This is a genomic window from Streptomyces sp. bgisy130, from assembly GCF_057708345.1.
In genome coordinates this window covers 147,766-174,686 of sequence record NZ_JBYISA010000013.1, presented here as the reverse complement: position 1 = coordinate 174,686, position 26,921 = coordinate 147,766, and the positions used below count along the sequence as shown (strand labels likewise).

Annotated in this window: 23 protein-coding genes and 3 pseudogenes; 21 read left to right on the top strand and 5 right to left on the bottom strand. The window is 71.5% G+C overall.

Annotated elements, in window-relative coordinates:
- The first annotated feature begins 7 nt into the window (after positions 1–7).
- The gene (locus AC3EUV_RS19680) at positions 8–2,587 is read left to right on the top strand and encodes a [protein-PII] uridylyltransferase (protein WP_432142098.1); all 2,580 of its coding nucleotides are present in this window, start codon (positions 8–10) and stop codon (positions 2,585–2,587) included.
- A 97-nt stretch (positions 2,588–2,684) separates the two neighbouring features.
- Positions 2,685–4,241 carry a signal recognition particle protein gene (ffh, locus tag AC3EUV_RS19675; RefSeq protein ID WP_432142099.1) on the top strand — a complete coding sequence of 519 codons (1,557 nt, stop codon included), beginning with the start codon at positions 2,685–2,687 and terminating at the stop codon, positions 4,239–4,241.
- Between the two features lie 209 nt (positions 4,242–4,450).
- On the opposite strand, the gene AC3EUV_RS19670 is transcribed toward ffh, so the two are convergent.
- Positions 4,451–5,317 (bottom strand): methyltransferase domain-containing protein, encoded by an 867-nt coding sequence (locus AC3EUV_RS19670; protein ID WP_432142100.1) that lies wholly within the window; start codon positions 5,315–5,317, stop codon positions 4,451–4,453.
- Between the two features lie 534 nt (positions 5,318–5,851).
- Here AC3EUV_RS19670 and AC3EUV_RS19665 point away from each other — a divergent pair.
- The 14 genes and pseudogenes from AC3EUV_RS19665 to AC3EUV_RS19600 form a co-directional block, all read left to right on the top strand.
- The gene (locus AC3EUV_RS19665) at positions 5,852–6,442 is read left to right on the top strand and encodes a hypothetical protein (protein WP_085928598.1); all 591 of its coding nucleotides are present in this window, start codon (positions 5,852–5,854) and stop codon (positions 6,440–6,442) included.
- A gap of 156 nt (positions 6,443–6,598) precedes the next feature.
- A complete protein-coding gene (rpsP, locus tag AC3EUV_RS19660) occupies positions 6,599–7,039 on the top strand; it encodes a 30S ribosomal protein S16 (protein ID WP_006602842.1) in 441 nt (146 codons plus the stop codon).
- A 2-nt stretch (positions 7,040–7,041) separates the two neighbouring features.
- Positions 7,042–7,281 (top strand): RNA-binding protein, encoded by a 240-nt coding sequence (locus AC3EUV_RS19655; RefSeq protein WP_003980229.1) that lies wholly within the window; start codon positions 7,042–7,044, stop codon positions 7,279–7,281.
- Positions 7,282–7,449: 168 nt separating this feature from the next.
- Positions 7,450–7,995, top strand: coding sequence for a ribosome maturation factor RimM (gene rimM / locus AC3EUV_RS19650; RefSeq protein WP_432142101.1), 546 nt, complete (start codon positions 7,450–7,452; stop codon positions 7,993–7,995).
- Entirely contained in the window at positions 7,995–8,804 is an 810-nt protein-coding gene (gene trmD, locus AC3EUV_RS19645) for a tRNA (guanosine(37)-N1)-methyltransferase TrmD (protein WP_432142102.1), read from the top strand. The genes rimM and trmD overlap by 1 nt, the downstream gene beginning before the upstream one ends.
- Before the next feature lie 132 nt (positions 8,805–8,936).
- Complete coding sequence (gene rplS, locus AC3EUV_RS19640) at positions 8,937–9,284, top strand: 50S ribosomal protein L19 (RefSeq protein WP_018087148.1); 348 nt, start codon at positions 8,937–8,939, stop codon at positions 9,282–9,284.
- A 96-nt stretch (positions 9,285–9,380) separates the two neighbouring features.
- Positions 9,381–10,145 (top strand): signal peptidase I, encoded by a 765-nt coding sequence (gene lepB, locus AC3EUV_RS19635; RefSeq protein ID WP_432142103.1) that lies wholly within the window; start codon positions 9,381–9,383, stop codon positions 10,143–10,145.
- Positions 10,138–11,256: a signal peptidase I gene (gene lepB / locus AC3EUV_RS19630; protein WP_432142104.1), complete on the top strand. Its 1,119-nt coding sequence runs from the start codon at positions 10,138–10,140 to the stop codon at positions 11,254–11,256. The genes lepB (AC3EUV_RS19635) and lepB (AC3EUV_RS19630) overlap by 8 nt, the downstream gene beginning before the upstream one ends.
- Positions 11,189–12,169: a signal peptidase I gene (lepB, locus tag AC3EUV_RS19625; RefSeq protein WP_432142105.1), complete on the top strand. Its 981-nt coding sequence runs from the start codon at positions 11,189–11,191 to the stop codon at positions 12,167–12,169. The genes lepB (AC3EUV_RS19630) and lepB (AC3EUV_RS19625) overlap by 68 nt, the downstream gene beginning before the upstream one ends.
- 54 nt (positions 12,170–12,223) lie before the next feature.
- A complete protein-coding gene (lepB, locus tag AC3EUV_RS19620; protein WP_432142106.1) occupies positions 12,224–12,952 on the top strand; it encodes a signal peptidase I in 729 nt (242 codons plus the stop codon).
- Positions 12,953–13,112: 160 nt separating this feature from the next.
- Positions 13,113–13,589 (top strand): NUDIX hydrolase, encoded by a 477-nt coding sequence (locus AC3EUV_RS19615; protein ID WP_432142117.1) that lies wholly within the window; start codon positions 13,113–13,115, stop codon positions 13,587–13,589.
- A gap of 38 nt (positions 13,590–13,627) precedes the next feature.
- Entirely contained in the window at positions 13,628–13,936 is a 309-nt protein-coding gene (locus tag AC3EUV_RS19610) for a DUF2469 domain-containing protein (protein WP_003980220.1), read from the top strand.
- Between the two features lie 551 nt (positions 13,937–14,487).
- A pseudogene (locus AC3EUV_RS19605) lies at positions 14,488–14,838 on the top strand (YraN family protein); the annotation flags it as partial.
- Positions 14,838–15,530: pseudogene (locus AC3EUV_RS19600) on the top strand (magnesium chelatase domain-containing protein); the annotation flags it as partial. The pseudogenes AC3EUV_RS19605 and AC3EUV_RS19600, both read left to right, overlap by 1 nt.
- A 38-nt stretch (positions 15,531–15,568) precedes the next feature.
- Here AC3EUV_RS19600 and AC3EUV_RS19595 read toward each other — a convergent pair.
- The 3 genes from AC3EUV_RS19595 to AC3EUV_RS19585 are packed head-to-tail and all read right to left on the bottom strand — an operon-like array spanning position 15,569 to position 19,358.
- A complete protein-coding gene (locus AC3EUV_RS19595) occupies positions 15,569–17,959 on the bottom strand; it encodes a hypothetical protein (protein ID WP_435603447.1) in 2,391 nt (796 codons plus the stop codon).
- A gap of 13 nt (positions 17,960–17,972) precedes the next feature.
- Positions 17,973–18,296: a helix-turn-helix domain-containing protein gene (locus AC3EUV_RS19590; protein WP_435603446.1), complete on the bottom strand. Its 324-nt coding sequence runs from the start codon at positions 18,294–18,296 to the stop codon at positions 17,973–17,975.
- 9 nt (positions 18,297–18,305) lie between these two features.
- Entirely contained in the window at positions 18,306–19,358 is a 1,053-nt protein-coding gene (locus AC3EUV_RS19585) for a tyrosine-type recombinase/integrase (protein ID WP_435603445.1), read from the bottom strand.
- 221 nt (positions 19,359–19,579) lie between these two features.
- Here AC3EUV_RS19585 and AC3EUV_RS19580 point away from each other — a divergent pair.
- From AC3EUV_RS19580 to AC3EUV_RS19565, 4 genes and pseudogenes are all read left to right on the top strand, one after another.
- Positions 19,580–20,551: pseudogene (locus tag AC3EUV_RS19580) on the top strand (ATP-binding protein); the annotation flags it as partial.
- Positions 20,548–21,858 (top strand): DNA-processing protein DprA, encoded by a 1,311-nt coding sequence (gene dprA / locus AC3EUV_RS19575; RefSeq protein ID WP_435603444.1) that lies wholly within the window; start codon positions 20,548–20,550, stop codon positions 21,856–21,858. The pseudogene AC3EUV_RS19580 and the gene dprA, both read left to right, overlap by 4 nt.
- Positions 21,859–22,220: 362 nt before the next feature.
- Entirely contained in the window at positions 22,221–23,057 is an 837-nt protein-coding gene (gene whiG, locus AC3EUV_RS19570; RefSeq protein ID WP_042149406.1) for an RNA polymerase sigma factor WhiG, read from the top strand.
- A 126-nt stretch (positions 23,058–23,183) separates the two neighbouring features.
- Complete coding sequence (locus AC3EUV_RS19565; RefSeq protein ID WP_387246290.1) at positions 23,184–23,723, top strand: TetR/AcrR family transcriptional regulator; 540 nt, start codon at positions 23,184–23,186, stop codon at positions 23,721–23,723.
- A 373-nt stretch (positions 23,724–24,096) separates the two neighbouring features.
- On the opposite strand, the gene AC3EUV_RS19560 is transcribed toward AC3EUV_RS19565, so the two are convergent.
- Positions 24,097–25,089 carry a murein hydrolase activator EnvC family protein gene (locus tag AC3EUV_RS19560; protein WP_432145876.1) on the bottom strand — a complete coding sequence of 331 codons (993 nt, stop codon included), beginning with the start codon at positions 25,087–25,089 and terminating at the stop codon, positions 24,097–24,099.
- 832 nt (positions 25,090–25,921) lie between these two features.
- Here AC3EUV_RS19560 and rpsB point away from each other — a divergent pair.
- Positions 25,922–26,848 carry a 30S ribosomal protein S2 gene (rpsB, locus tag AC3EUV_RS19555; RefSeq protein ID WP_435603443.1) on the top strand — a complete coding sequence of 309 codons (927 nt, stop codon included), beginning with the start codon at positions 25,922–25,924 and terminating at the stop codon, positions 26,846–26,848.
- The last annotated feature ends 73 nt before the right edge of the window (positions 26,849–26,921 follow it).

Sequence of the window (26,921 nt, the reverse complement as noted above, 5' to 3'; positions counted from 1 at the left end):
GCGCGCGTTGACGGACAGCGTCGAGGACACGGCAGGACCGGCCGGCACGCAGAGCCCGGGGAACCAGCCCGCGACCGCCGCGGAAGGGGGTTACCCCGCGGCCCGGCTGCGCCTCCTCCAGGACGAGACCGCCACCGGACCCGACCGCCGCGCCGCTCTCGCCCGGCTCACCGACGACTGGCTGGCCGGCCTGCTGGCCCGGCACGGCAGCGCCGCCGGCCTGTCCGGCACCGCCCTGGTCGCCGTCGGCGGCTACGGCCGCGGCGAGCTCTCCCCGCGCAGCGACCTCGACCTGCTCCTGCTGCACGACGGCCGCGCCGACGCCGGCGCCCTCGCCGCGCTCGCCGACCGGCTCTGGTACCCCGTATGGGACCTCGGCCTCGCCCTCGACCACTCCGTACGCACCCCCGCCCAGGCCCGTAAAGCCGCCCGCGAGGACCTCAAGGTGCAGCTGGGCCTGCTCGACGCCCGCCACCTGGCCGGCGACCCCGAGCTGACCGCCGAAGTGCGCACCGCCGCCTACGCCGACTGGCGCGAGAGCGCCCCCAAGCGGCTCCCGGAACTCCACGACCTGTGCCGGGAGCGCGCCGAGCGGCAGGGCGAACTCCAATACCTCCTCGAACCCGACCTCAAGGAGGCCAGAGGCGGGCTGCGGGACGCCACCGCCCTCCGGGCCGTCGCCGCCTCCTGGCTCGCCGACGCCCCGCGCGGCGGCCTGGAAGCCGCCCGCACCCGTCTCCTCGACGCCCGCGACGCGCTCCACCTGACCACCGGCCGCGCCACCGACCGGCTCTCCCTCCAGGAACAGGACCAGGTCGCCACCACCCTCGGCCTGCTGGACGCGGACGCCCTGCTGCGGCAGACCTACGAATCCGCCCGCACCATCTCCTACGCGGCCGATGTCACCTGGCGCGAGGTCGGCCGGGTCCTGCGCGCCCGCTCCCTCAAGCCCACCCTGCGCGGGCTGCTGCACGGACGCAGCGCGGGCAAGGGCGAGCGCTCCCCGCTCGCCGAGGGCGTCGTCGAACTCGACGGCGAGGCGGTGCTGGCCCGCACCGCGCGCCCCGAGCGGGACCCGGTGCTGGTGCTCCGCGCCGCGGCCGCCGCCGCCCAGGCCGGGCTGCCGCTGGCCACCCACTCGATCCGCCGCTGCGCCACCGCCGGGCAGCCGCTGCCCGTGCCCTGGCCCGCCGAGGCCCGCGAGCAGCTGGTGACCCTCCTGGGCGCGGGCACGCACACCGTGCCCGTATGGGAGGCCCTGGAAGCCGAAGGCATCATCCCGCGGCTGCTGCCCGACTGGGAGCGCGTCCGCTGCCGCCCCCAGCGCAACCCCGTCCACACCTGGACCGTCGACCGCCACCTGGTCGAGACCGCCGTACGGGCCGCCGCCCTGACCCGCCGGGTACACCGGCCCGACCTGCTGCTGGTCGCCGCCCTGCTGCACGACATCGGCAAGGGCTGGCCCGGCGACCACTCGGTGGCCGGCGAGACCATCGCCCGCGACGTGGCGGCCCGGCTCGGCTTCGACGCCCGGGACACCACGGTGATCGCCACCCTCGTACGGCACCATCTGCTGCTCATCGAGACCGCCACCCGGCGCGATCTCGACGACCCGGCGACCATCGGCGCGGTCGCCGAGGCGGTCGGCAGCACCCGCACCCTGGAGCTGCTGCACGCCCTGACCGAGGCTGACGCGCTGGCCACTGGGCCCGCCGCCTGGAGCGCCTGGCGCGGCGGCCTCGTCGCCGACCTGGTCAAACGGGTCGCCGCGCGGCTCGCGGGGGAGCCCGACCCGGATCTGCGCGGCGCCGGCGAGCCGACCGCGGAACAGGAGCGGCTGGCGATCGAGGCGGGGCGCACCGGCGGCCCGGTCCTGGCCCTGCACCCGCGCGCCGAGGCCCCCACGGAGGCCGATGACACCGAGGCCCGCACCGAGGCCGCCACCGGACCCGGGACCCCGGCACCCGCCCAGGAACCGGTCGGGGTGGAACTGCTCATCGCCGTCCCCGCCCACCGGGCGCCCGGCCGCCGCCCCGCAACGAGCCCCGCGGGCGCCCCTCCCAGGGGCGTGCTGCCCGCCGCGGCCGGGGTGCTGGCCCTGCACCGGCTCACCGTCCGCGCCGCCGACCTGCTCCTCCTCGACCCCATCGACGAAGGCCCCGTCCTGGTACTGAGCTGGCGGGTGGCCGCCGAATACGGCTCGCTGCCGCAGGCCGACCGGCTGCGCGCCGACCTGCTCCGCGCCCTGGACGGCACCCTCGACATCCCCGCCCGCCTCGCCGAACGGGAGCGCGCCTACGCCCGCCGCTCCCGGACCGTGCTCGCCCCGCCGCCCCGGGTCACCGTCGCCCCCGGCAGTTCCGACACCGCGACCGTCATCGAGGTCCGGGCCCAGGACGCCCACGGCCTGCTGCACCGCATCGGCCGCGCCCTGGAGGCGGCCGGCGTCGCCGTCCGCAGCGCCCACATCAGCACCCTGGGCGCCAACGCCGTGGATGCGTTTTACGTCACCGGGGCGGACGGGGCGCCCCTCGCGGACGCCGCGGCCCACGAGGTGGCGGCGGCCGTGGAGCGCGCCCTTCAGTAGCGGCCGGGAATACAGGGCCGGAACGGTTTGCTTGCGGAGGCCGATACCCTAGAACCCGACTGCACCCTGCCCCCGACCCCGAGGATCGACGACCGCCGTGTTCGATACGCTTTCCGACCGCTTGGCGAGTACTTTCAAAAACCTCCGGGGCAAGGGCCGCCTGAGCGAGGCGGACATCGACGCCACGGCGCGTGAGATCCGTATCGCGCTGCTGGAAGCCGATGTCGCCCTGCCCGTCGTCCGGGCCTTCATCAAGCAGGTCAAGGAGCGGGCCACCGGCTCCGAGGTCTCCCAGGCGCTGAACCCCGCCCAGCAGGTCATCAAGATCGTCAACGAGGAGCTCATCGGCATCCTCGGCGGCGAGACCCGCCGGCTGCGGTTCGCCAAGACCGCGCCGACCGTGATCATGCTGGCCGGTCTCCAGGGTGCCGGTAAGACCACCCTCGCCGGAAAGCTCGGCCGCTGGCTCAAGGGCCAGGGCCACGCCCCGATGCTGGTCGCCTGTGACCTCCAGCGCCCCAACGCCGTCAACCAGCTCTCCGTCGTCGCCGAGCGCGCCGGCGTGGCGATCTTCGCGCCGGAGCCGGGCAACGGCGTCGGCGACCCGGTCCAGGTCGCGAAGGACTCGATCGAGTACGCCCGCGGCAAGCAGCACGACGTCGTCATCGTCGACACCGCCGGCCGGCTGGGCATCGACCAGGAGCTGATGCAGCAGGCCGCGGACATCCGCGACGCGGTCAGCCCCGACGAGGTCCTCTTCGTCGTCGACGCGATGATCGGTCAGGACGCGGTCAACACCGCCGAGGCGTTCCGCGACGGCGTCGGCTTCGACGGTGTGGTGCTCTCCAAGCTCGACGGCGACGCCCGTGGTGGTGCCGCGCTGTCCATCGCGCACGTCACCGGCAAGCAGATCATGTTCGCCTCCAACGGCGAGAAGCTGGACGACTTCGACGCGTTCCACCCGGACCGCATGGCGTCCCGCATCCTCGGCATGGGCGACATGCTCTCGCTCATCGAGAAGGCCGAGCAGACCTTCAGCCAGGCCGAGGCCGAGAAGATGGCGGCCAAGCTGGCGAAGGGCCCCAAGGAGTTCACCCTCGACGACTTCCTGGCCCAGATGGAGCAGGTCCGCAAGATGGGCTCCATCTCCAAGCTGCTCGGCATGCTGCCCGGCATGGGGCAGATGAAGGACCAGATCAACAACCTCGACGAGCGCGAGGTCGACCGCACCGCCGCCATCATCAAGTCCATGACTCCGGCCGAGCGCCAGGAGCCGACGATCATCAACGGCTCGCGCCGGGCCCGTATCGCCAAGGGTTCCGGTGTCGACGTCAGCGCGGTCAAGGGCCTGGTCGAGCGGTTCTTCGACGCCCGCAAGATGATGTCGAAGATGGCCCAGGGCGGCGGCATGCCCGGGATGCCCGGCATGCCGGGGATGCCTGGCATGGGCGGCGGCGCGCGCAAGAAGAAGCAGGTCAAGCAGGCCAAGGGCAAGCGCAAGAGCGGCAACCCGATGAAGCGCAAGGCCGAGGAAGAGGCCGCGGCCGCACGCCGCGAGGCCGCCCAGGCCGGCAACCCGCTGGGCCTGCCGCAGGGCGGCCAGGACCCGCAGAACTTCGAACTCCCCGAGGAATTCAAGAAGTTCATGGGCTGACCCGGTCCCCGGGTTGCCCCCCAGCTCCACCGCACGAGCCCCTGGCCCTCACGGAGACGGCCGGGGGCTCATGCCTTGGTCTACGGCGTAGGGCCCGCGGCTACCGAAACCGAGCCTCTACACCCGCCCACCCCCCGAAGGGGGGTGGGCGGCGGGGAAAATCCAGGGCCCCCGGGCCGCAGGGGAAGCCGAGAGCCCCGCCCCGCCCGCTACCGCGTCCGCGCGATCAGATACCGGAACACATTCGGCATCCACACCGTCCCGTCCGCCCGCTGATACGGATGCAGCGCCTCCGCGAGTTCCTTCTCCACCTGACGCTGCTCCGTCACCTCCAGCGCCGCGTCGAACAGCCCCGTCGACAACAGCCCCCGTACCGCACTCACCGGATCCGCGTACCCGAACGGGCAGGCCACCCGCCCCGAACCGTCCGGCCGCAGCCCGGCCCGGTCTGCCAGGTCCTCCAGGTCGTCCCGTTCGCTGGGCCGCCACCCACGGGAGCCGATGACGTGGCCTTCGGGGGGATCGGCCAGTCGCTGCGCCACCCGCAGCACCCCGGCGGTGGCGCACCGCTCCACCGGGCCCCAGCCGCCGAGCACCACCGCGCTGCCGCGCTCCGCCAGCCCGGCCGCCGCCGTGAGCGACGCCGTCAGCCCCTCGACCGTGCTCACACAGCCCACCGGGTGGAACGCCGTGACGACGTTGAACGCGGCGTCCCCGGGCGCCGCGGCCTCCAGACCGCCGCTGACCAGCCGGGTGTGCTCCGGCATACCGTCCGGCGTGAGCCGCTCACGGGCCAGCTCCAGCCGGGACTCGTCCGCGTCCACCCCGCTGACCTGCGCGCCGCGCGCCGCCGCGAGCAGCAGCGCCAGACCGGACCCGCAGCCCAGCCCGAGCAGCCGGGTACCGGGACCGATCCCCAGCCGGTCGTACGCGGCTTCGTACAGCGGCACCAGCATCCGCTCCTGGATCTCGGCCCAGTCACGGGTGCGCGCCCGCGACCGGGCCGGCGCGGGCGGGTCGTCGCAGCGCGTGGATCCGGAGTGCGGAAGCTGGTGCCGCACGAGCGTCGGTGACATCGATAGCGCCCCTATTCGCCGAGAACCCGAAGCTGTTCCGTACCGATCGCCCCCGTAGTTCGCGCGTGGTGCGCCCCCGCGATCCAGACAACTGCGCATTCGCCCAAGCGTCCAGGGGATGCGCCGGAGTTGTCTCCCGCGCGCCCCCGTGTGCGCCGGGCCCGCTCCCTGGAGCGCCGTTCCAGCGTGCCCCGGCCGGCGCCGTTCCGCCACGGCAGCGCCCGCTGCCCGGTTCCCCGGACGCCCGTGCCCGACGGGCCTACGGTGGGGTTCGAAGCCGGTGCGGCCCGGCACAGGAACGCCCCGTACCATCGCCGCCATGATCGTTGCCCCGGGATACGACCGGATACGATCGGCTACGCCATGCGGCGTACGCGGGGATACGTACCGGCTTGCGGGCCGCTGGGCGCCTTCTGCGCAGATCTGCGCACCCGCCCTCGGCACGACTCATGACCGGAAACTGACTGGTACGTGCAAATTATTTGAGATGCCCCGGAATCGGAACACTCGGCGACCCCGGCTCGTTGTCACGACGTGAGCACGACACCGCCTGTCCTCGCCGCCGAACTGGCGCTCGCCTGGGCCGATATTCAACGGCACCACCCCGAGCTGCCGGATCTGGCCGCGCCCGAGTCCCTGATCGGGGAGTCCTCGTCCGCCTGTGGCGCGGAACTCTCCTTCGAACGGCTGCTCCATGAGGCAGTCCATGGCATCGCCGCCGCCCGCGGCGTCCGCGACACCTCCCGCGCAGGCCGCTACCACAACCGCCGATTCCTGGCGATCGCCGAGGAGTTGGGCCTGGACCATATCGACGAGCCGCACCCCAGCAGCGGCTTCTCCCTGGTCACGCTCAACCCCGAAGCCAGGAGGCGCTACCGCTCCACCATCGAACGCCTCGGCAGAGCCCTCAAGGCGCACACCGCCGCCACCGCCACCGACACCACCCGCAGCTTCCGGGGCCCGGCCGCCCGGCACGGCTCCTCCGGGGGCGGCGTCCGCGTCAAGGCCGTCTGTGACTGCGGGCGCAATGTCCGCGTCGTGCCGTCCGTGCTCGCCCAGGCGCCGATCGTCTGCGGCGGCTGCGGGAAGCCTTTCCGGATCCCCGAGGTGGCCGCGGTCGGCTGACCCGAGGGCGTGTGGCACAATAGCTAGCTGTACTCGACAGTCGCACAGGACCCCTCTCTCCTCCGGCTGACGCGTCCATCGGGCACCCCGAGTACCGCAACCCCACGTGGCATCCCGTTGTGCCCCACCACGTCAAGACCAGGAGACACCACTCCCGTGGCAGTCAAGATCAAGCTGAAGCGTCTGGGCAAGATCCGCGCGCCTCACTACCGCATCGTCATCGCCGACTCCCGTACCCGCCGTGACGGCCGGGCCATCGAGGAGATCGGCCTGTACCACCCGGTGCAGAACCCCTCGCGCATCGAGGTCGACTCCGAGCGTGTCCAGTACTGGCTGGGTGTCGGCGCGCAGCCGACCGAGCCCGTCATGGCCATCCTCAAGGTCACCGGCGACTGGCAGAAGTTCAAGGGCCTGCCCGCCCCGGCGCCCATGAAGGTCGCCGAGCCGAAGGCCGACAAGCGCGCCCTCTTCGAGGCCGCCGCCAAGGCTTCCGGCGACGAGCCGAAGGGTGAGGCCATCACCCCGAAGGCGAAGAAGGCTGACAAGAAGGCGGACGAGGCTGCGGCCGAGTCCACCTCCGAGTCGACCGAGGCCTGAGCATGCTCGAGGAAGCCCTCGAGCACCTCGTCAAGGGCATCGTCGACAACCCCGATGATGTGCAGGTAGCCTCGCGCACCCTGCGCCGCGGGCGCGTGCTCGAGGTCCGGGTCCACCCCGACGACCTCGGTAAGGTGATCGGCCGTAACGGCCGGACCGCCCGCGCGCTGCGGACCGTCGTGGGCGCCATCGGCGGCCGTGGCATCCGCGTCGACCTCGTCGACGTGGACCAGGTCCGCTGACAAGTTGAACACCGGCTCGGGCCGGGGAGGGCCCTCGGGCCGTCCCCGGCCTGAGTTCGTTGGTGAGCGTGGATCCACCCTCGTCACCCTCCATCGAGAAACCACGACGGCCCCCGCCGCCCCCGCGCAAGCGGCGGCGGTTCCGCCGCAAAAACGGGAGAGAACAGCGTGCAGTTGGTAGTGGCGCGAATCGGCCGCGCCCACGGCATCAAGGGCGAGGTCACGGTAGAGGTACGCACCGACGAGCCCGAACTGCGGCTCGGCCCGGGCGCCGTCCTCGCCACCGAACCCTCCTCCGTCGGACCGCTGACCATCGCGACCGGCCGGGTGCACAGCGGCCGGCTGCTGCTGCGCTTCGAGGGCGTCACGGACCGCACGGCCGCCGAGGCGCTGCGCAACACCCTGCTGATCGCGGAGGTCGACCCCGAGGAAGTCCCCGAGGACCCCGAGGAGTTCTACGACCACCAGCTGATCGACCTCGATGTCGTCACCCGTGACGGCACCGCCGTCGGCCGGATCTCCGAGGTCTCCCACTTGCCCTACCAGGACATGCTGATCGTCCAGCGGCCGGACGGCACCGAGGTCATGATCCCGTTCGTCGCCGAAATCGTCCCGGAGATCGACCTGGAGGAGCAGCGCGCGGTCATCGACCCGCCGCCCGGCCTCCTCGACGACAGTCAGGCCGAGATCGCCAGCAGCCGCGAGGACAGCTGATGCGGCTCGACATCGTCACGATCTTCCCCGAGTACCTGGAGCCGCTGAACGTCTCCCTCGTCGGCAAGGCCCGGACCCGCGGACAGCTCGATGTGCGCATCCACGACCTGCGTGAATGGGCCCACGACAAGCACAACACCGTCGACGACACGCCCTACGGCGGCGGCCCCGGCATGGTCATGAAGCCCGAGCCGTGGGGCGAGGCGCTCGACGAGATCCTCGCGTCCGGCGACGGGGAACCGGTGATCGTCGTCCCCACCCCCAGCGGCGCCCCCTTCACCCAGCAGCTCGCCGTCGAACTCTCCGCCAAGCCCTGGCTGGTGTTCACCCCGGCCCGCTACGAAGGCATCGACCGCCGCGTCATCGAGGAGTACGGCGACCGCGTCGACGTCCGCGAGGTCTCCATCGGCGACTACGTCCTGGCCGGCGGCGAGGCACCGGTGCTGGTCATGGTCGAGGCGGTGGCCCGGCTGCTGCCCGGTGTCCTCGGCAACGCCGCCTCCCACCAGGACGACTCGTTCGCCCCCGGTGCGATGGCCGACCTCCTGGAAGGGCCCGTCTACACCAAGCCCCCTGAGTGGCGCGGCCGCGGCATCCCCGACGTCCTGCTCAGCGGCCACCACGGCAAGATCGCGCGCTGGCGCCGGGACGAGGCATTCCGCCGGACCGACCTCAACCGCCCCGATCTGATCGAGCGTGCGGACCCCGCCGCGTTCGACAAACACGACCGCGCGATACTCGCCGCCCTCGGCTGGTCGGAGGGCGACGAGGGCCGATTTGGGCGGACGAGCGAGGCCGTGGAAGAATAGGCCGCTGCTGTGTGCGTCCGGCGCGCGCCCCTGCCACAGGGGGAACGACGCCCGCCCGACGGAACGGCATCCGAAACATCCTTCCCATATCCCGTTGATGACCTGTGGCATCAGCGAAGAAAGCAGTAGGTCATGCACCTTCTCGACTCCGTCGACGCCGCGTCGAAGCGCAGCGACATCCCGGCCTTCCGCCCGGGTGACACCGTCAACGTCCACGTCCGCGTCATCGAGGGCAACCGCTCCCGTGTGCAGCAGTTCAAGGGCGTTGTCATCCGCCGTCAGGGCGCCGGCGTCCGCGAGACCTTCACGGTCCGCAAGGTCAGCTTCTCCGTCGGCGTCGAGCGCACCTTCCCGGTGCACACCCCGATCGTCGAGAAGATCGAGGTCGTGACCCGCGGTGACGTCCGTCGCGCCAAGCTGTACTTCCTGCGTGAGCTCCGCGGCAAGGCCGCGAAGATCAAGGAGAAGCGCGACAACTGAGCCGGGCCGCCCCGGAGCACGATTTTTTGCGCCGGGGCAACGCAAACCGACGCTCACGTACGGCGTCCGGATCCGGCCGGATAGGCTCAGGGCCCGATGGACACCGACGCACAGCTCACGGAGCGCGACCCCTCTCCCACCCCCGACCAGGGGCCGGAGCAGGGGTCGCGCTTCGCGCGTTTCCGCGCCCGGGCGGCCGGTCTGCGCCACCGGCCGGTCACCCTGCTCGCGCTCTGCCTGGCCTTCGTGCTGCTGCTCAGCACGTTCCTCGCACAGCCCTTTCTGATCCCCAGCTCCTCCATGGAGAACACCCTGCGGATCGGGGACCGAGTGCTGGTCAACAAGCTGGCGTACCGTTTCGGCAGCACACCGGCGCGGGGCGATGTGGTGGTCTTCGACGGCACCGGATCCTTTGTTCACAGGGAACAGGGGGAGAATCCCGTCACGGGACTGCTGCGCGGAGCCGGCGCGGCGCTGGGCCTGGCCCGTCCCGCCGAGACCGACTACGTCAAGCGGGTGATCGGCATCGGCGGCGACCATGTGACCTGCTGCGACAAACGGGGACGGATCGAAGTGAACGGTGAGCCCGTGAGCGAGGCGTATCTCCACCCCGGGGACGCGCCGTCCTCGGTCGATTTCGACATCGTGGTGCCGGACGGCAGGCTGTGGGTCATGGGGGACCACCGCGCCAGATCCAGTGATTCCCGCGACCACCTCGGCCAGGCGGGCGGCGGCACGGTCCCCGTGGACAAGGTCATCGGCCGTGCGGACCTGATCACCTGGCCTATGAGCCGCTGGCGCACCTTCGACACCCCAGAAACCTTCGACCGGATACCCGCGGCGGCAGGCCCCCATGGGTAAGCGCGGACGCCCCCGTCACGGCAGCCAGGGCGACGGCCCGCCGAAGCGGAGCCGGGCGCGGGGTACCGACCGAACGGGGCAGGGCGACGAGGCGTACGGCGATTCCGGCGCGGGCGACGGCCCGCAGGAGACGGCCGGGCACGGCGGCCGGCGGTCGGCCCGGGTCGCGACCGGTGGGCGTGCCGCGCGGCGGCGCCAGGCGAAGCGCATCAAGCGCCGCAGACAGCGCTCCTACCTGAAGGAAATCCCGATCCTGGTGGGCGTGGCGCTGGCCATCGCCCTCGTTCTGAAGACCTTCCTGGTCCAGGCGTTCGTCATCCCGTCCGGCTCCATGGAGCAGACGATCAAGATCGGCGACCGGGTGCTGGTCGACAAGCTGACGCCGTGGTTCGGCTCCAAACCGGAGCGCGGTGACGTCGTCGTCTTCAAGGACCCCGGCGGCTGGCTCAAGGGCGAGCAGACCAAGCCCCCCTCCGACGGGGGCGCCTTCCAGCCGGTCAAGGACGCCATGACCTTCATCGGGCTGCTGCCGTCGGCCGACGAGCAGGACCTGATCAAGCGGGTCGTGGCGGTCGGCGGCGACACCGTCAAGTGCTGCGACAAGCAGGGCCGGGTCACCGTCAACGGCAAGCCCCTGACCGAGCCGTACGTCCACCCGGGCAACCCGCCCTCCACGCTGAAGTTCACGGTGGCCGTCCCCACCGGACGGATCTTCGTGATGGGCGACCACCGTTCGGACTCCGCGGATTCGCGCTTCCACCTGGACGAGCCGTACCGTGGCACGGTCTCGGAGGACAATGTCGTGGGCCGGGCCGTGGTGATCGCCTGGCCGTTCAGCCACTGGCGGCGCCTCGAAGAGCCCGACACCTTTGCGACCGTGCGCGACGCGCCGGGCGCCAAGGCGTCCTCGGCAGTGACGCCGCATAAGGTGTCATCCGAGAGTTTGTCCGTACTCCCGACCCCTGCGGAACTCCCGCTCGTTATGGGAGTGGTGGGCCTGCACCGGTTGACGGGCGGGCGAGTGCGTGGAGTGAGGAGCAGATGTGGGGGACTTGGCGGTCGGCGCGCGGTCCGGAACCGAAGAGCCCGAAGAGCCGGCAGGGCGTGGTGAGGCCGCGGGACCGGCGACGAGTTCCGTGCATCAGTCACCAGCACAGTCAGGGGCGCGGTCGCAGCGTTCCGCCCAGGCCGACGAATCGGACACATCCGATACGTTGGACAGGTCGTCGGGCGAGGAGGTGAGCGGCGGCATGACGAAGGCCAAGAAGCCGCGCGCCTTCTGGAAGGAGCTGCCGATCCTCATCGGCATCGCTCTGCTCCTGGCGCTGCTGATCAAGACGTTCCTGGTCCAGGCGTTCTCGATCCCGTCCGACTCGATGCAGGACACCCTCCAGCGCGGGGACCGGGTGCTGGTCGACAAGCTGACGCCGTGGTTCGGCTCCAAGCCGCAGCGCGGCGAGGTCGTGGTCTTCCACGATCCGGGCGGCTGGCTGAACGAGACGCCGACACCCGAGCCCAATCCCGTCCAGAAGGTCCTCAGCTTCATCGGGCTGATGCCTTCGGCCGAGGAGAAGGACCTGATCAAGCGGGTCATCGCGGTCGGCGGCGACACCGTCGAGTGCCACGGCACCGGCCCGGTCAAGGTCAACGGCAAGGCCCTCAAGGAAGAGTCGTACATCTTCCCCGGCGTCACCCCCTGCGGTGACCGCGCGTTCGGCCCGATCCACGTCCCCAAGGGCCGGATCTGGGTGATGGGCGACCACCGCGACGACTCCCTCGACTCCCGCTACCACCAGAACCTCAAGGGCAACGGGACGGTCTCGGAGGAGGAGGTCGTCGGCCGGGCGTTCACCATCGCATGGCCGATCAACCGCTGGTCGACCCTGCCGGTACCGGACACCTTCGACCAGCCCGGGATCAACAAGGCAATGGGGGCGGCTCCGGCCGCCCTGGGCCTGGCCGGCGCGGTGCCGATCGTGCTGTGGCGCCGCCGGAGGCTGACCGGAGCGCGTAACCCCAGGTAAGGTGCCGTCCCGGATCTTCGACGCGGGCGGGTTCCGCGGGGTGGGAGCGCTGGGATGAGCAGCAGTACCGAACGCAGGACCGACGGCCGCGGCCGGACCATGGGCAGTGTGCTGTCCGGTCTGGCCGTGGCCGTCGGCTGTGTGCTGTTCCTGGGCGGCTTCGTATGGGGGGCGCTGATATACCGCCCCTATACGGTGCCGACCGATTCGATGTCGCCCACGATCGCGGCCGGTGCCCGGGTCCTGGCCGAGCGGGTGGACGGCTCCGAGATACGGCGCGGCGACATCGTCGTCTTCAAGGACGACGTCTGGGGCGACCTTCCCATGGTCAAGCGCGTCGTCGGCATCGGCGGCGACAAGGTCGCCTGCTGCACCAAGCAGGGCCGGCTGACCGTCAACGGAAAGCCCGTCGAGGAACCGTATCTCCAGGGCAGCGGCCCCGCCTCTCCCGTGGGCTTCAAGGCCAAGGTCCCCGCCGGACAGCTCTTCCTGCTCGGCGACCACCGCAACGACTCCCTCGACTCCCGTGTCCACCTCACCGACGGCGACCACGGCTCGGTGCCGCGCAGCGCCGTCAACGCCCGGGTCGACGCGCGCGCCTGGCCCCTGGGCAGCATCGGCGTGATGCACCGCCCCACCAGCTTCTCCGCCCTGCCCGGCGGCATCTCCCAGCCCGGCCCGGTGCAGCCCATCACCCTCGCGGTGGTCGCCGGCGCGGTCCTCATCCTCGGCGGTGCGGCCTACGGGCCCCTCGCCCGGCGCAGGGCGCGTGCGCGTGGCTGAGGAGCGGGGGAGGGACGCCGGGGAGCCCACGGGCCGTGAGGCGGCGGACGGCGACGGCGCCGACGATGCGGCCCCCGAGGAGCCGGCCGGGCACGGTGCGGCCGACGGACGGGACGAACCCCGAGAGGCGGCCGCCTCCGACGTACCGGAGGCGACTGCCGTGCGCCAGGTTTCCCGCATCGTGCTGCTCGACCCCGACGACCGGATCCTGCTGCTCCACGGCTTCGAACCGGACCGCCCCACCGAGACCTGGTGGTTCACCCCCGGCGGTGGCCTCGAAGGCACGGAGAGCCGGGAAGAGGCGGCCCGCCGCGAGCTTGCCGAGGAGACCGGCATCACCGACGCCGTCCTCGGCCCCGTCCTGTGGAAGCGCCACTGCGCTTTTCCGTTCGACGGGCGCCGCTGGGAGCAGGATGAGTGGTACTACCTGGGAAGAACCGACCGGACTGCCACCCACACCGGCGGGCAGACTGACCTGGAGCGACGCAGCGTCTCGGGACTGAGGTGGTGGACTTGGGAGGAACTGTCCGCCTCCCGTGAGACGGTGTATCCGACCAGACTCGTCGAGCTGCTGCGCACGCTGCTCGACGATGGCCCTCCCGATGCGCCGGTGCTCCTGGAGACCGAGCGGGTCTGACGCACAATGGGGGGACGCACGGCTGAAGGGGATCTGCCATGAGCGCCGAGGACCTCGAGAAGTACGAGACCGAGATGGAGCTGAAGCTCTACCGGGAGTACCGCGACGTCGTCGGGCTGTTCAAATATGTGATCGAGACCGAGCGTCGCTTCTACCTCACCAATGATTACGAGATGCAGGTGCACTCGGTCCAGGGCGAGGTCTTTTTCGAGGTGTCGATGGCTGACGCCTGGGTCTGGGACATGTATCGCCCGGCCCGCTTCGTCAAGCAGGTAAGGGTACTCACGTTCAAGGACGTGAACATCGAGGAGCTCAACAAGAGCGATCTGGATCTTCCGGGGAGCTGACCTGGCCCTTACCGCCGGGACCCGGGGCGGCCCACCGTCATCCGGATGGGTGAGCGGGTTATCCACAACGGGCTCACTGTCCACCAAGATCCAAAAGATCGGGTCGGGGGCGTCACAGTCGGTGCCGGAGGTGGTACCGCATGAACGCCATGCAGGCCGGCCGGCAGGCCGGGAAGAAAGCACCGGTCACGGAGGAGCCGTCGAGGACGCGCTCCGCGAGGGACCGGAACGCAGCACGCGGGGCGAGCTCGGCGGGCGACCGCGGCGAGGCGCTCGGGGCGGGCTCGGCGAGCGGGCAGGGCGAGGCGCTCGGGTCGCGTCCGCCGAGCGGACCGGACGAGGTGCGCGGCGGCGCGGGGCCGGTCGGCGAAGAGGCGCACAGCACGGGGTCGGGGCAGGCCGCGGAGGTTACGCCGGCCGGTGGCCGCAGGGGCGGAGCGCCGCCCCCGGGGCGTAAGCCTCCCGCGGCGGCCGGGCGGACCGCCGCCGACCCGGCCGGCGCCGACCCGAGAGACGCCGGCTCCACGGCCGCCAAACCGCCCGACACCCGGCGCCGCGCCCTCGGCCGGTACGGCGAGGACCTGGCAGCGCGGCGGCTCATCGAGGCCGGGATGCGGATCCTGGACCGGAACTGGCGCTGCCGCGAGGGAGAAATCGACATCGTCGCGGCCGACGGCGACGCCCTGGTGGTCTGCGAAGTCAAAACCCGCCGCGCCGGCTGGTACGAACACCCCATGGCGGCCGTCCGCCCCGAGAAGACCGCCCGGCTGCGACTGCTGGCGGAACGCTGGCTGGAGCAACACGGCGGCCCCCCGCCCGGAGGCGTACGGATCGACGTCATCGGCGTCCTGCTGCCGGCCCGCGGCGCCCCGGTCGTCCAGCACGCACGAGGGGTGGCCTGATGGGATTCGCCCGCACCTGCTCCGTCGCCCTGGTAGGCGTCGAAGGTGTCGTCGTCGAAGTCCAGGCCGACCTGGAACCCGGCGTCGCCGCCTTCACCCTCGTCGGACTCCCCGACAAGAGCCTCATCGAGTCCAGGGAACGGGTGCGCGCCGCCGTCGTGAATTCCGGCGCCGAATGGCCGCAGAAGAAGCTCACCGTCGGCCTCAGCCCGGCCTCCGTACCCAAAGGCGGCAGCGGTTTCGACCTGGCCGTGGCCTGCGCGGTCCTCGGCGCCGCCGAGCGCCTGGACCCCCGCGAGCTCACCGACCTGATGATGATCGGCGAACTGGGCCTGGACGGCCGCGTCCGCCCCGTACGCGGAGTCCTGCCCGCCGTATTAGCCGCCGCCGACGCCGGATACCGCCAGGTCGTCGTCCCGGAACAGACCGTGGCCGAGGCGTCCCTCGTCCCCGGCATCTCCGTCCTCGGCGTGCGCAGCCTGCGCCAGCTCATCGCCGTCCTCGCCGACGAACCGGTGCCCGACGAGGAAGACCCCCGGCAAGAAGGCCGCCCCGACCCCTCGCTCGCCGGGCTGGTCGTGCCCGGAACCAGCGTCGGCGCGGGCCTGCCACCCGGGGACCACACCCCCGATCTCGCGGATGTCGCAGGCCAGCACAGTGCCCGCCGCGCCCTGGAAGTAGCCGCCGCCGGTATCGGCATGTTCGGATATCAGAAGTGCCGGAGTAGCCGTCAGGTCCTGCGTGAGACAGCAGCTGCGTAGGAACCCCGACGGCCCGCCCCAGCCCACCGGTCCGCCGTTCCCGGAGACATGCCGAGGAGCCTGGCGATGACGGCCGAGGGCAGCTGAGCACAGAGATCGAGCAGAGCCGCGTTGCGTCCTCGACGGGGCCCGATCCCCAGGTTTCTCAGCCGGACGCCGAGGGTCGTGGAACTCATGTGGCGGCCGGCCAGAGCGCCGGGGAACAGCCACGCGGGTCCATCCCGCAATGGTGTGGACTGGCTCGCCAGCTGGTTGACGAGGGAGTCCAGCGGGTCAGGCAGGTGAAGCGGGAGCTCGGCGAGCACGAGGTTCGTCGCGTCGGCGGTCACCACGAGATGGTCGGTGTTGAGCCTCACGATCGCTGTCATGGGCTGTGCGTAGAGCAACAGCAAGAGCCCGGCGACCCGGTCTCGCAGGTCGACGGCGTCGTCGTGGAGGAGGCGACGGGTGGCCTTCCATCGTTCGTCGGCATCCAGCGGCGGGGACACCGCGTCGTTGCGGGGCCGTCGCGGTACTTCCACCCGTCGGGCATGTCCGGCATTGACAGCCCAGCCCACCATGGTTCGTGCCGAGTACCAGTCCTTCTTGCCGGTCAGAGCCCAGTCGTTGAGGTGAGCCTGAGTGCAGGTCGCCAGGGTGGCGCCGGAGTCATGCAGCCAGGCGAGGAGGGTGATCGCGGAGCGGACGTTGCGCCGGACCGTGGCGGTCTGAGCCGGGGTGACGGGGCGGTCGCGGCCGATCTGCCGACGGAGCCGGGCGAGCTGGCCCCAGGTTGCGAAGGAGCGTATGAGTTTGCGGTCGTCGTCGTCCGTGAGGGCCTTGATGGTGCTGTCCAGCCAGCGTTCCAGCTCGGCCAGGTTCTCGTCCCGGGCCGGAAGCAGGCGGGCGACCACCAGGCGGGCCCGCAGGTGTCGCAGGGCCTTGCTGGGCAGCCGGGCATCCAGGGCCTCGTGGGTCATCGGGCAGGCGCCGGAGGCGAGCTCTTGCAGCACGTCGGCGCCCGCGGACATCTCCAGCCAGTGCAGGGTCGCCCGGGGCTTGGCGAGGAGGCTGGCCATGAGCCTGCCCATGTCCGCAGTGAGCTGGTCAGCGGGGCCGAGGATCTTGGCGAGCTGCCGGGTGGCGGCGCACTTCGGGCAGAGGCTGAAGTGCCAGGACCGGTCGACGGTGCCGCAGTCGGGACAGGTCTTGAAGGACGCCTCGCTGTTGTCGTAGCAGCGTTCGCAGAGCGGCCCATCCGGGGTGCGGGCCGTCACCCGGCGGACCTGCCGGCAGACCGAGCAGGCTTCCCGGTGCTGGCTGCAGGGGCGGCATCGCCGCTGGCCGGCGCTGGAGAGGTGACAGGGCCGGGTCTGGCCGCAGAGCGCGCAGACTGCCGTCAGCGGCTTTGCGCAGGTGTCGCAGAGTGGTCCCTCGGCGGTGTGACGGCTGATCCAGCGGACCCGTCCGCAGTCGACGCACTGATCGTGCGTGGAGGGATCCTGTTTTGAACAGGGGCGGCAGAGCGGGCGTCCGTCGGCGGTCCGGGTCGCGACGGGCAGAGTCCGTTGACACCGTGAACAGGGCTCGGCCTTGGCATGGTTGTAGCAGCTGCCGCAGAGCCGCCGGCCGTCCAACGGATACCGCAGGGCGACGCCTATGCGGCCGCACTGCGGACACCGCGGCGGCGCGATGAGTTCGGATCCGGCCTTGCGGAGCTCGTCGACGAGCACGAGCAGACGAGGCGAGCGGTGGACACCGTCGCCGAGCAGGAGGCCGGGTTGTTCAGCCAGTTCCCAGGCCATCCGGCGCATGGTCGCGGTCCGTCCGCGGGCCGCGACCTCCACGGCCTGTCGGGCCACCGCGGCGTCAAGACCGGGATCGGCAGACGCGATCATCTCCTGGAGCCGCAGGAGCGGATCTGGGATGTCGGGGAGGCAGTCGCGACAGAGCATTTCGCCGGCCGGTCCGCGGAAGTAGTAGGTCAGCGAGGTGCCGCAGCCTTCGCAATGGCGGTCGGCCTTGCGGCGCTTGCTCTCACACGCGGTGCAGATCCGGATGTCGCCATTGAGCTGGGTCAGGCGCTTGGGCTGGTGGCAGTCGCCGCAGAGCGGCCGGACGACGTTGCGGGCGCCGCGGGCCTGGAGCGCGACGACCAGGCGCTCGATGCCCCGGGGCCCGGCCGGCTCGGCGTTGGTCAGCAACTCCGGGCGCTCGCGCAGGACGAAGGCGAGCTGGCGGCAGGCCGGACGCTTCGGCGCCGCCTCGCGGACGGCGTCCAGGACGGTCTCCGCCGACAGACCGGGCTCGATGTCCGCGACGATGCCGATGATGACGCTCGGCGGATCGGTGAGCGCGGTCTCGGCCTCGCTTCGTGCCACTTGCTGAACCGCCTCAGAGGATCCGTGCGCGCTTCGGCCGCAGATCGCCCACCCCGGCCTCGGCGCCGACGGCCTTGTCCTGCGGCAGGCGGGAGCCGCGGGCTGCCGCGACGGGCTCGATCAGTTCCTCCATCTGGCATCCCAGGATGTCGATCAGAGCCATGAGCACCTTCAGGCTCAGCCGTTCCGGGGTCTCCGTGACCAGCCGGTAGACCTGGCTGGAGGACAGAGAGATTCCTCGCTCCTCCAGCAGCGGCTTGAGCGCGGTGGTGGAGAACATGCCGCGGGTGGCCATCAGCTCGCGAAGCTTCCAGCAGTAGTCGAGTTTCGCCGTCATGGGCTCTCCCTATCCGTTGCGCGGGGCGAAGGCCAAGTCGATGGCCTGGCGCATCATCGTGTTCGCGAAGTCGCCGCTGACCGCGGTGTAGATCGCGGTCGTCGAGGCGTAACGGTGCCCGACCTGGTCTTGTACGAACTTCGGGTCGACACCGTCCTCGATCTGGTGGGTGACGTGGCTGTGCCGGATGCAGTGCGGGGTGAGTTCCTTGGGCAGACCGAGTTCGTCGCGGTAGAGAGCGAACCGGTCGGCGATCTCTCCGGACCGCAGCCGCCCGCCCCGCTCGGTCAAGAAGAGCGCCGGGTGGTCCGGGAACCCGAACCGGGGGCGGATGTTGACGACGTAGTCTTCCAGGGACTCGACCGCCCAGGGCATCACGCTGTGGACATTGCGCCTCTTGGGCGGGCTGCCCTTGGATGCCTTGCCCCACCGCACCTGCATCATCCCGAAGCGGCCGAACTCCGGCGCCTTCGGGTTGCGGTAAAGGTCAACGGTCTCGAGCTTCGACGTCTCGACGCAGCGCAGGCCCCAGCCGTAGATGGTCTTGAACAGAGCCCCGTCGCGGTAGGCCGTCAACGCGCCCTTGCGTCCCTTGCGGACCGCCGTCTCCACCCGGTCGTCGATGAAGTCGAAGAACATCTGAAGTTCCTCGCGCGTCATCGGCCGGCGCTCGGCCCCGCCCTCGTAGTCAACGAGATGCGCCAGCGTGTTCCACTCGTGACAGACCTGGATGGGATGCGTGCCGAATCGGGCCTCGCACTCCTCGGCCCAGCCATAGCGGACGTCGGTGATGAAGTCGCAGAACGTCCGTACGGCCTCTTGGTACGAACGCAGCGTGGATTTCGCCCGGTGCAACTCGCTGATCAGGTAGGTCATCCACTCATCGACCGTTCCCGCGGTCCACTGCCACGGGTAGGCGCTGGAGTAGGTGAAGAAGCGGCGTACGGCGCCGACGCGGCCGCGGACCGTCTTGGGCCTCAGCCCTCGCCCGCCGAGCTGCTGTTTCTCCCACCCGCTGATCATCGACTCGAAGACCTGCTCTTCCGCGTGCAACAGACGCACACCGGATATGAGCTCCAGCCGAGCTGCCCCGATCGGCGGCTCCAAAGTTCCACGCACAAGATCTCCCGTCGAGCGCGTGAATCATGCATCACATGCAGGATCTGCCGCAAACGTGCAGGTCAAGGCCGATGCGGGTCCGGTAGCAGGGTGTGTACGCTGACCAGGCGCGACGCGGCTCACCGGCCTCGGGATCTTGCATCCAATGCAATATCCGAGGGAAACGCCACCACATCTTCTTCAAGGGCCCGCCCGGCGCCGGCAAAACCATGCTCGCCGAACGCCTCCCCGGGCTGCTGCCACCCCTGTCGCCCAAGGAATCCCTGGAGGTCACCGCCGTCCACTCGGTAGCCGGCACCCTCCCGCCGGGCCAGCCACTCGTCCACCGGCCGCCCTACTGCGCCCCGCATCACTCCGCGACCATGGCGTCCCTCGTCGGCGGCGGCACCGGCCTGCCCCGCCCCGGCGCCGTCTCCCTCGCCCACCACGGTGTGCTGTTCGTGGACGAGGCCGCGGAGTGCAGCCCACGCGTCCTTGACGCACTGCGCCAGCCGCTGGAGTCCGGTCATGTCGTCGTCGCCCGCGCCGCGGGCATGATGCGCATGCCCGCCCGCATCCTCCTCGCCCTCGCGGCCAACCCCTGCCCCTGCGGACGGCACGGCACCACCAGCGGCGGCTGCGAATGCCGGCCCTCGTCCATCCGCCGCTACCGGGCCCGGCTCTCCGGCCCCCTGATGGACCGGGTGGACCTGCGGATCGCCGTCGAGCCGGTCGCCCGCGCCGAACTGATCGCACTCGGCCGCGGCACGGAAACCACCGCCGCCGTGGCTGAACGCGTCCGGACCGCCCGGGAACGGGCCGCAGCCCGCTTCGCCGGCACACCGTGGCACACCAACAGCGAGGTACCCGGACACGAGCTGCGCACCCGCTGGCAGGTCCACCCGGGCGCGCTGGTCCAGGCGGAACGCGACCTCGAATGCAACCTCCTCACCGCCCGCGGCCTCGACCGCGTCCTCCGCGTCGCCTGGACAGCCGCCGACCTGGCCGGGCGCGACCGCCCCACCAGTGAGGACGTCAACTGGGCCCTGGAACTCCGCACCGGCGTACGCCGCGGCGCGCTGACAGCGACCGGGGGCGGCGGAAAGCACCAAGAGACCGCGACCGCCCGACCGCCGCACAAGCAGGGGCAATCATGACCGGCATCGACGCATGGGGCTTCGCCACCGACGGGCCGGAGCCGACCGGCAAGCCCCGGGGCCGCGCCCTCGACCCCAACTCCGGACCGGGCCATGCCGTATCCGCGACGAGCGAGCCGAGCTCCGCGACGACTGACACATGGAGCGCAGCCGGCGAGGCACCCGACCCGCAGCGCACGGCCCGCGCAGCCCTCACCCGCATCCTCGAACCAGGCGATGAAACCGCCGGCCGCTGGCTGCGGGAGATGGGCCCGGCGGCCCTGTGGCAGACGCTGTCCGACGACGATGCGGCCCCGCCACCGGGTGCAACCCCGGCAAAGGTCGCGGGCCTGCGGCTGCGCGCCGCCCGCGCACGCCCCAGGGCGGACCTCGACGCCGTCACCGCACTCGGCGGCCGGTTCATCTGCCCCGGGGACGACGAATGGCCCGGTCAGCTCGACGACCTCGGCGACGCCCGCCCCATCGGCCTGTGGGTGCGCGGGACGGCCAACCTCCGGCTCTGGGCACTGCGCTCGGTCGCCGTCGTCGGCGCCCGGGCCTGCACCGAATACGGCGCCCACCTCGCCACCACCCTCGGCGCCGGACTCGCCGACCGCGGCTGGACCGTCGTCTCCGGAGCCGCCTACGGCGTGGACGGCGCGGCCCACCGCGGCGCGCTCGCCGCAGACGGCGCGACCACCGCCGTCATGGCCTCCGGAGTCGACCACCCCTACCCGCGCGGCCACACCGAGTTGATCGGCCGGATCGCCGAACAGGGCCTGGTGGTCGCCGAGTTACCACCAGGCGACCACCCCACCCGCAGCCGCTTCATCCAGCGCAACCGCGTGATCGCCGCGCTCACCAGAGGCACCGTCGTCGTAGAGGCCGAACTCCGCAGCGGCTCCCTCGTCACCGCCCGGCGGGCACAGACCCTCGGGCGCTTCACGATGGGCATGCCGGGCCCGGTCACCAGCGGCCTGTCCGCCGGCGTGCATCAACTCCTGCGCAACGAGGCCGCGGTGGTTACCGACGCCGACGAGGTCATCGAGCTCGTCGGCAGCATCGGCGACCTCGCCCCTGACCGAGAAGGCCGGACCCGCATCCGCGACCTTCTGGATCCCGTCGCAACCCTCGTACTGGAGGCGCTGCCGGCGCGCGGCAGAACGGACACCGGCCATCTGGCCCAGGAAGCCGGCGTGCCCCGCGATGTCACCCACGCCAAACTCTTCGAGCTGTTGTCCCTCGGATTCGTTCAAAGGTGCGGTGATCGCTGGGAGTTGGCGCGACGCGCCGAGTCGACCGGGCGTTCCCGGCGAGGCGGTCCTTGACCTGGGGCGAACGGGTGAAAGGGTGAGGGGAATGACCGCAGAATCCAGATTTGCCGTGCTTCGTGGCACGGGTCCGACCCGTGGGGAGACGGCAATGTGGCGCACGGGACATACGAGGCCCCGCCCGTCATGTCACCGCCTCCGCCCGCACGGCCCTCCGGAAGCCCGCGCCCGGCACCGTGTCCGGAAGTCGCCACGCCGTACGAGGTAACTCTGAGGTGCGGGCAGCGGAACGTATCTGCGCACCCCCGAACCTGCCGTCCTCGCACACCGCGACGCTGTGGTCACGCTACGCTCACAGGCAAATTCAACCCTCATACATCCATCCACCCGCGTCTCGGCAGAACGGCTCAAGGCGACGAATGCCCCAGCACACCTCCGGGTCTGACCGTGCGGCTGTACCACCGGCCGCACGCGGCAGCGTGCGCCCCGCTCCGCCCAGCTCGCTCGACGAGCTGTGGCGCGCCTACAAGGCGTCAGGCGACGGCAGGCTGCGGGAGCAGCTGATCCTGCACTACTCCCCGCTGGTCAAGTACGTCGCCGGCCGCGTCAGCGTCGGCCTGCCCCCCAACGTCGAGCAGGCCGACTTCGTCTCCTCCGGTGTCTTCGGACTGATCGACGCCATCGAGAAGTTCGAGCCCGAACGCTCCATCAAGTTCGAGACCTACGCCATCACCCGTATCCGCGGCGCAATGATCGACGAGCTGCGAGCGCTCGACTGGATTCCGCGCTCCGTACGGCAGAAGGCACGCGCCGTCGAACGCGCCTACGCCACCCTCGAAGCGCAACTGCGCCGCACCCCCTCCGAGGCGGAGGTCGCCGAGGAGATGGGCATCGCCCTGGAGGAACTCCACGGCGTGTTCAGCCAGCTGTCCCTGGCGAACGTCGTGGCGCTGGAGGAGTTGCTGCACGTCGGCGGCGAAGGGGGCGAACGGCTGAGCCTGATGGACACCCTCGAGGACACGGCCGCCGAGAACCCGGTCGAGATCGCCGAGGACCGTGAGTTGCGGCGCCTGCTCGCCCGTGCCATCAACACCCTCCCCGAACGTGAGAAGACCGTGGTCACGCTCTACTACTACGAGGGCCTCACGCTCGCCGAGATCGGCAATGTCCTAGGCGTCACGGAGAGCAGAGTCAGCCAGATCCACACCAAATCCGTGCTCCAGCTCAGGGCGAAGCTCGCCGACGTCGGACGCTGAGTCACCCGTTGCGGGCGCCAGGTCTTCCCACGCTGTGTCGCATGCGGAGTGCCACGGCGGGCGCGCCATCCGTAGAGTGGTGACGTGCCCAGGATTCGAGCGGCCTCCGTGGCCGAGCACCGGTCGATGCAGCGCGGCGCCCTCTTGGACGCCGCCCGCTCCCTGCTGTCCGAAGGCGGAACGGAGGCGCTGACCTTCCCCGCCCTCGCCGAGCGCACGGGCCTCGCGCGCTCCTCCGTGTATGAGTACTTCCGCTCGCGCGCCGCCGTCGTCGAAGAGCTGTGTGCCGTCGACTTCCCGGTCTGGGCCGCCGAGGTCGAAGCGGCGATGCAGCGCGTCGACACGCCCGAGGACAAGGTCGAGGCATATGTGCGCCGGCAACTCGCACTGGTCGGCGACCGGCGACACCGCGCCGTCGTGGCCATCTCGGCCGGTGAGCTGGACGCGGGCGCGCGCGAGAAGATCCGCGCGGCGCACGGCGGACTCATCGCCATGATCGTCGAGGCGCTCGCCGCCCTCGGCCACGAACAGCCCCGGCTCGCGGCCATGCTCCTCCAGGGTGTCGTCGACGCCGCCGTCCGCCGCATCGAACTGGGCGCCGCGGAGGACCCGGGCGAGATCACGGAGGCGGCGGTGGCGATGGCCCTCCGCGGGGTTCGCGGCTGACTTCGGGGGCTTCCCCCTCGGGCCCCCGGCCCACCCACCCACCTCCACCACCTCCACGCTCGTTGGCCCCGCAGCCCGCAGCCCGCAGCCCGCAGCCCGCAGCCCGCAGCCCGCAGCCCGCAGCCCGCAGCCCGCAGCCCGCAGCCCGCAGCCCGCAGCCCGCAGCCCGCAGCCCGCAGCCCGCAGCCCGCAGCCGGGCCCTTGCCGTGGTGCCGACGCGCTGGTCGGCGACTGGCGCCACCTGTGCCTGGGCCTGGCGCGTGCCGTTACCCGTGCGACGTCACACCCACCCCGCTGACCGGGCTGCCTTCACCGTGTCGGAATCACCGCTCCCTCCCGCACCGCATCATTGGGGATCACCGACCCGTCGCGATCACTGCGTCCCGCGCTCACTCATCGTTCCCGCCCGACGACGCGCCACGATCGCCCCCACCTCGCCGCCTTCGCAGGCCCTCCTCTCTCGCTGTCGGCCGGGGAGCCGGCCGAACGCCCAGATCGCCACGGCTGCGAGTCCAGCCGTCTCGATGAGGGCTACTGCCGTAGGTGCCGAGCTTTTTGCCTGCGCTGTTGGCTCTGGTGGTTCCGGATGCGGGGGAGTGGTGGGGCCGCCTGCCGGTACGGGGACCCCGAAGATCGGCAGTAGTCGGGACGGGCCGCTGCGGAGCATGTTCCGGGGCAGCAGGGACAGTGGGTCCAGGTAGGTCTTGCCGCGGCGTAGGCCCCAGTGGAGGCACGGCTCCCGGCAGTGGAACGGGCCGCCGTGCTGTAGGACGGCGACCGGCTGGCCCGACGTGACGCGCTGACCTTTCTGGACCGTGGAGCGTACGGGTTCGTACGTGGTGCGCAATGGAGGGCGGCCCGAGCGGGACACCTCGAGCGTCAGGACGCCGCGGCCTGCGACGGTCCCGGCGTAGGCCACCCGGCCCGGGGCCGCCGCACGCACCACGGCGCCGGCGGGAGCGGCCAGGTCCACCCCGCGGTGCCCGGCCGCCCATGGGGCAGGAGGAGGCTCCCAGCCCCTGACCACCGTCGGCTGTGCGCCCGCAGGCCCTCCCACCGGCCAGGATCTTTCCTCGTCCGACGGCGCGGCAGGAGCCGCGGGTGCCTCACCCCCGGCGCGCCGCTTCACCCCCTCGCCCACCTCACCACGTCCCGCAACGACCGCCCAAGCCACCCTGCGCAGCACCGGCCTGTCGACCTCGCGACCCACCGGTTTTCCCACCCCGCGTAGCACCGGCCGCTCCGCCCCGCGCGGCACAGGTTTCGCCACCCCGCGCCCCACCGACCAGCCAACCTCGCGCCGCACCGCCCGACCTGCCACGAGCCCCAGCCCGCTCTCCGCCTCGCCCTCCACTCGTCGTTCCATCGCCCAATCCACCCCACGCTCCACCCCAAGCTCCACCCCTCGCCCCACCACGCCACTCACCGACGGCGCGGTAGCGCTCGCGAGGGTCGGTGTGAAGAGCGTGAGGATTGCTGCCGCGGTCGGGGCCAGCAGGGCGCCTGCCGCGTGGGCGGGGAAGAAGCAGCTCGGTCCGTATCCCTTCGGGGCCCCGCGCGGCGCCGGTGGAGGCGCGAGCGGCCGGAAGCGGAACGGGGGCGGGGGCGAGCAGCGGGACCGGGACCGACGCGGAGAGGGGGGTGAGGCTGAGGATCGGGGGCGGGGCCGGGCAGCGGGGAGGGGGCCCGGCCCGTGCCCCGCTCGGCTGCCGTGCTTGGGCCGACCGCCGTCGCCCGGTCGCGGGCAGCGTCCGCGTGAGCCGGTGAAGGAGGCGCGGAAGGTCCTGCTCCGGGCCGGATGTCGTCGCGGATTCGGTCGTGGGTCTTGTCGCGTGATTCGTCGCGTGTTTCGTCGCATGTGCTGACGGTGACGCAGTCCGCCGTGGCGTGTGGATCTTGGTTGGAAGCTGTGGATGACGGGGCGGTTGTGGACAACGGTGTCACCCGGGAGGGGTTCGAAATGATGCGTGTCGCCCGGTGCATCGGCAGTCCCGTACACTTCTGGTGGCGATCCGGGTCACCGGGTCGACTTCGCACGCCCCGCCGTCAGTGCACCAGTCCCGTTCGGGCAGCACGACGGCCGCGCCCCTCGGTCCTCGGACGGCTCCGCAAGGTGTCTTCCCCGGCAGGCGCGTCGGGGCGTCAGGCACCGCGGCCGACCGGCCGCAGTGGAACCGAGAACAACAAGGAGTACGGCCATGGCCGTCGTCACGATGCGGGAGCTGCTGGAGAGCGGCGTCCACTTCGGGCACCAGACCCGCCGCTGGAACCCGAAGATGAAGCGCTTCATCTTCACCGAGCGCAACGGCATCTACATCATCGACCTGCTCCAGTCGCTGTCGTACATCGACCGCGCCTACGAGTTCGTCAAGGAGACCGTCGCCCACGGCGGCTCGGTCATGTTCGTCGGCACGAAGAAGCAGGCCCAGGAGGCCATTGCCGAGCAGGCGACCCGCGTGGGCATGCCCTACGTGAACCAGCGCTGGCTCGGCGGCATGCTGACCAACTTCTCGACCGTCTACAAGCGCCTTCAGCGCCTGAAGGAGCTCGAGCAGATCGACTTCGAGGATGTGGCCGCGTCCGGCCTCACCAAGAAGGAGCTCCTGGTTCTCTCCCGCGAGAAGGCCAAGCTGGAGAAGACCCTCGGCGGTATCCGCGAGATGCAGAAGGTGCCCAGCGCCGTCTGGATCGTGGACACCAAGAAGGAGCACATTGCCGTCGGTGAGGCGCGCAAGCTCAACATCCCGGTCGTCGCGATCCTCGACACCAACTGCGACCCGGACGAGGTCGACTACAAGATCCCGGGCAACGACGACGCGATCCGCTCCGTCACCCTGCTCACCCGCGTGATCGCCGACGCCGTCGCCGAGGGCCTCATCGCCCGCTCCGGTGCCGCCACCGGCGACCAGAAGCCCGGCGAGAAGGCCGCTGCCGCCGAGCCGCTGGCCGAGTGGGAGCGCGACCTGCTCGAGGGCGAGAAGAAGGCTGACGACGAGGCCCCCAAGGCCGAGGAGAAGCCTGCTGAGGAGGCCGCTCCGGCCGCCGAGGCCCCCGCCGCCGAGGCCCCCGCCGCCGAGGCCCCCGCCGCCGAGGCCGAGGCCGAGAAGCCGGCCGAGCAGGCCTGACCCGCAGCATCCGGCTGATGACGGCGGGGGAGGGCGCCACCGGCGCCGCCCCCGCCGTCCACCCGTAGATCTT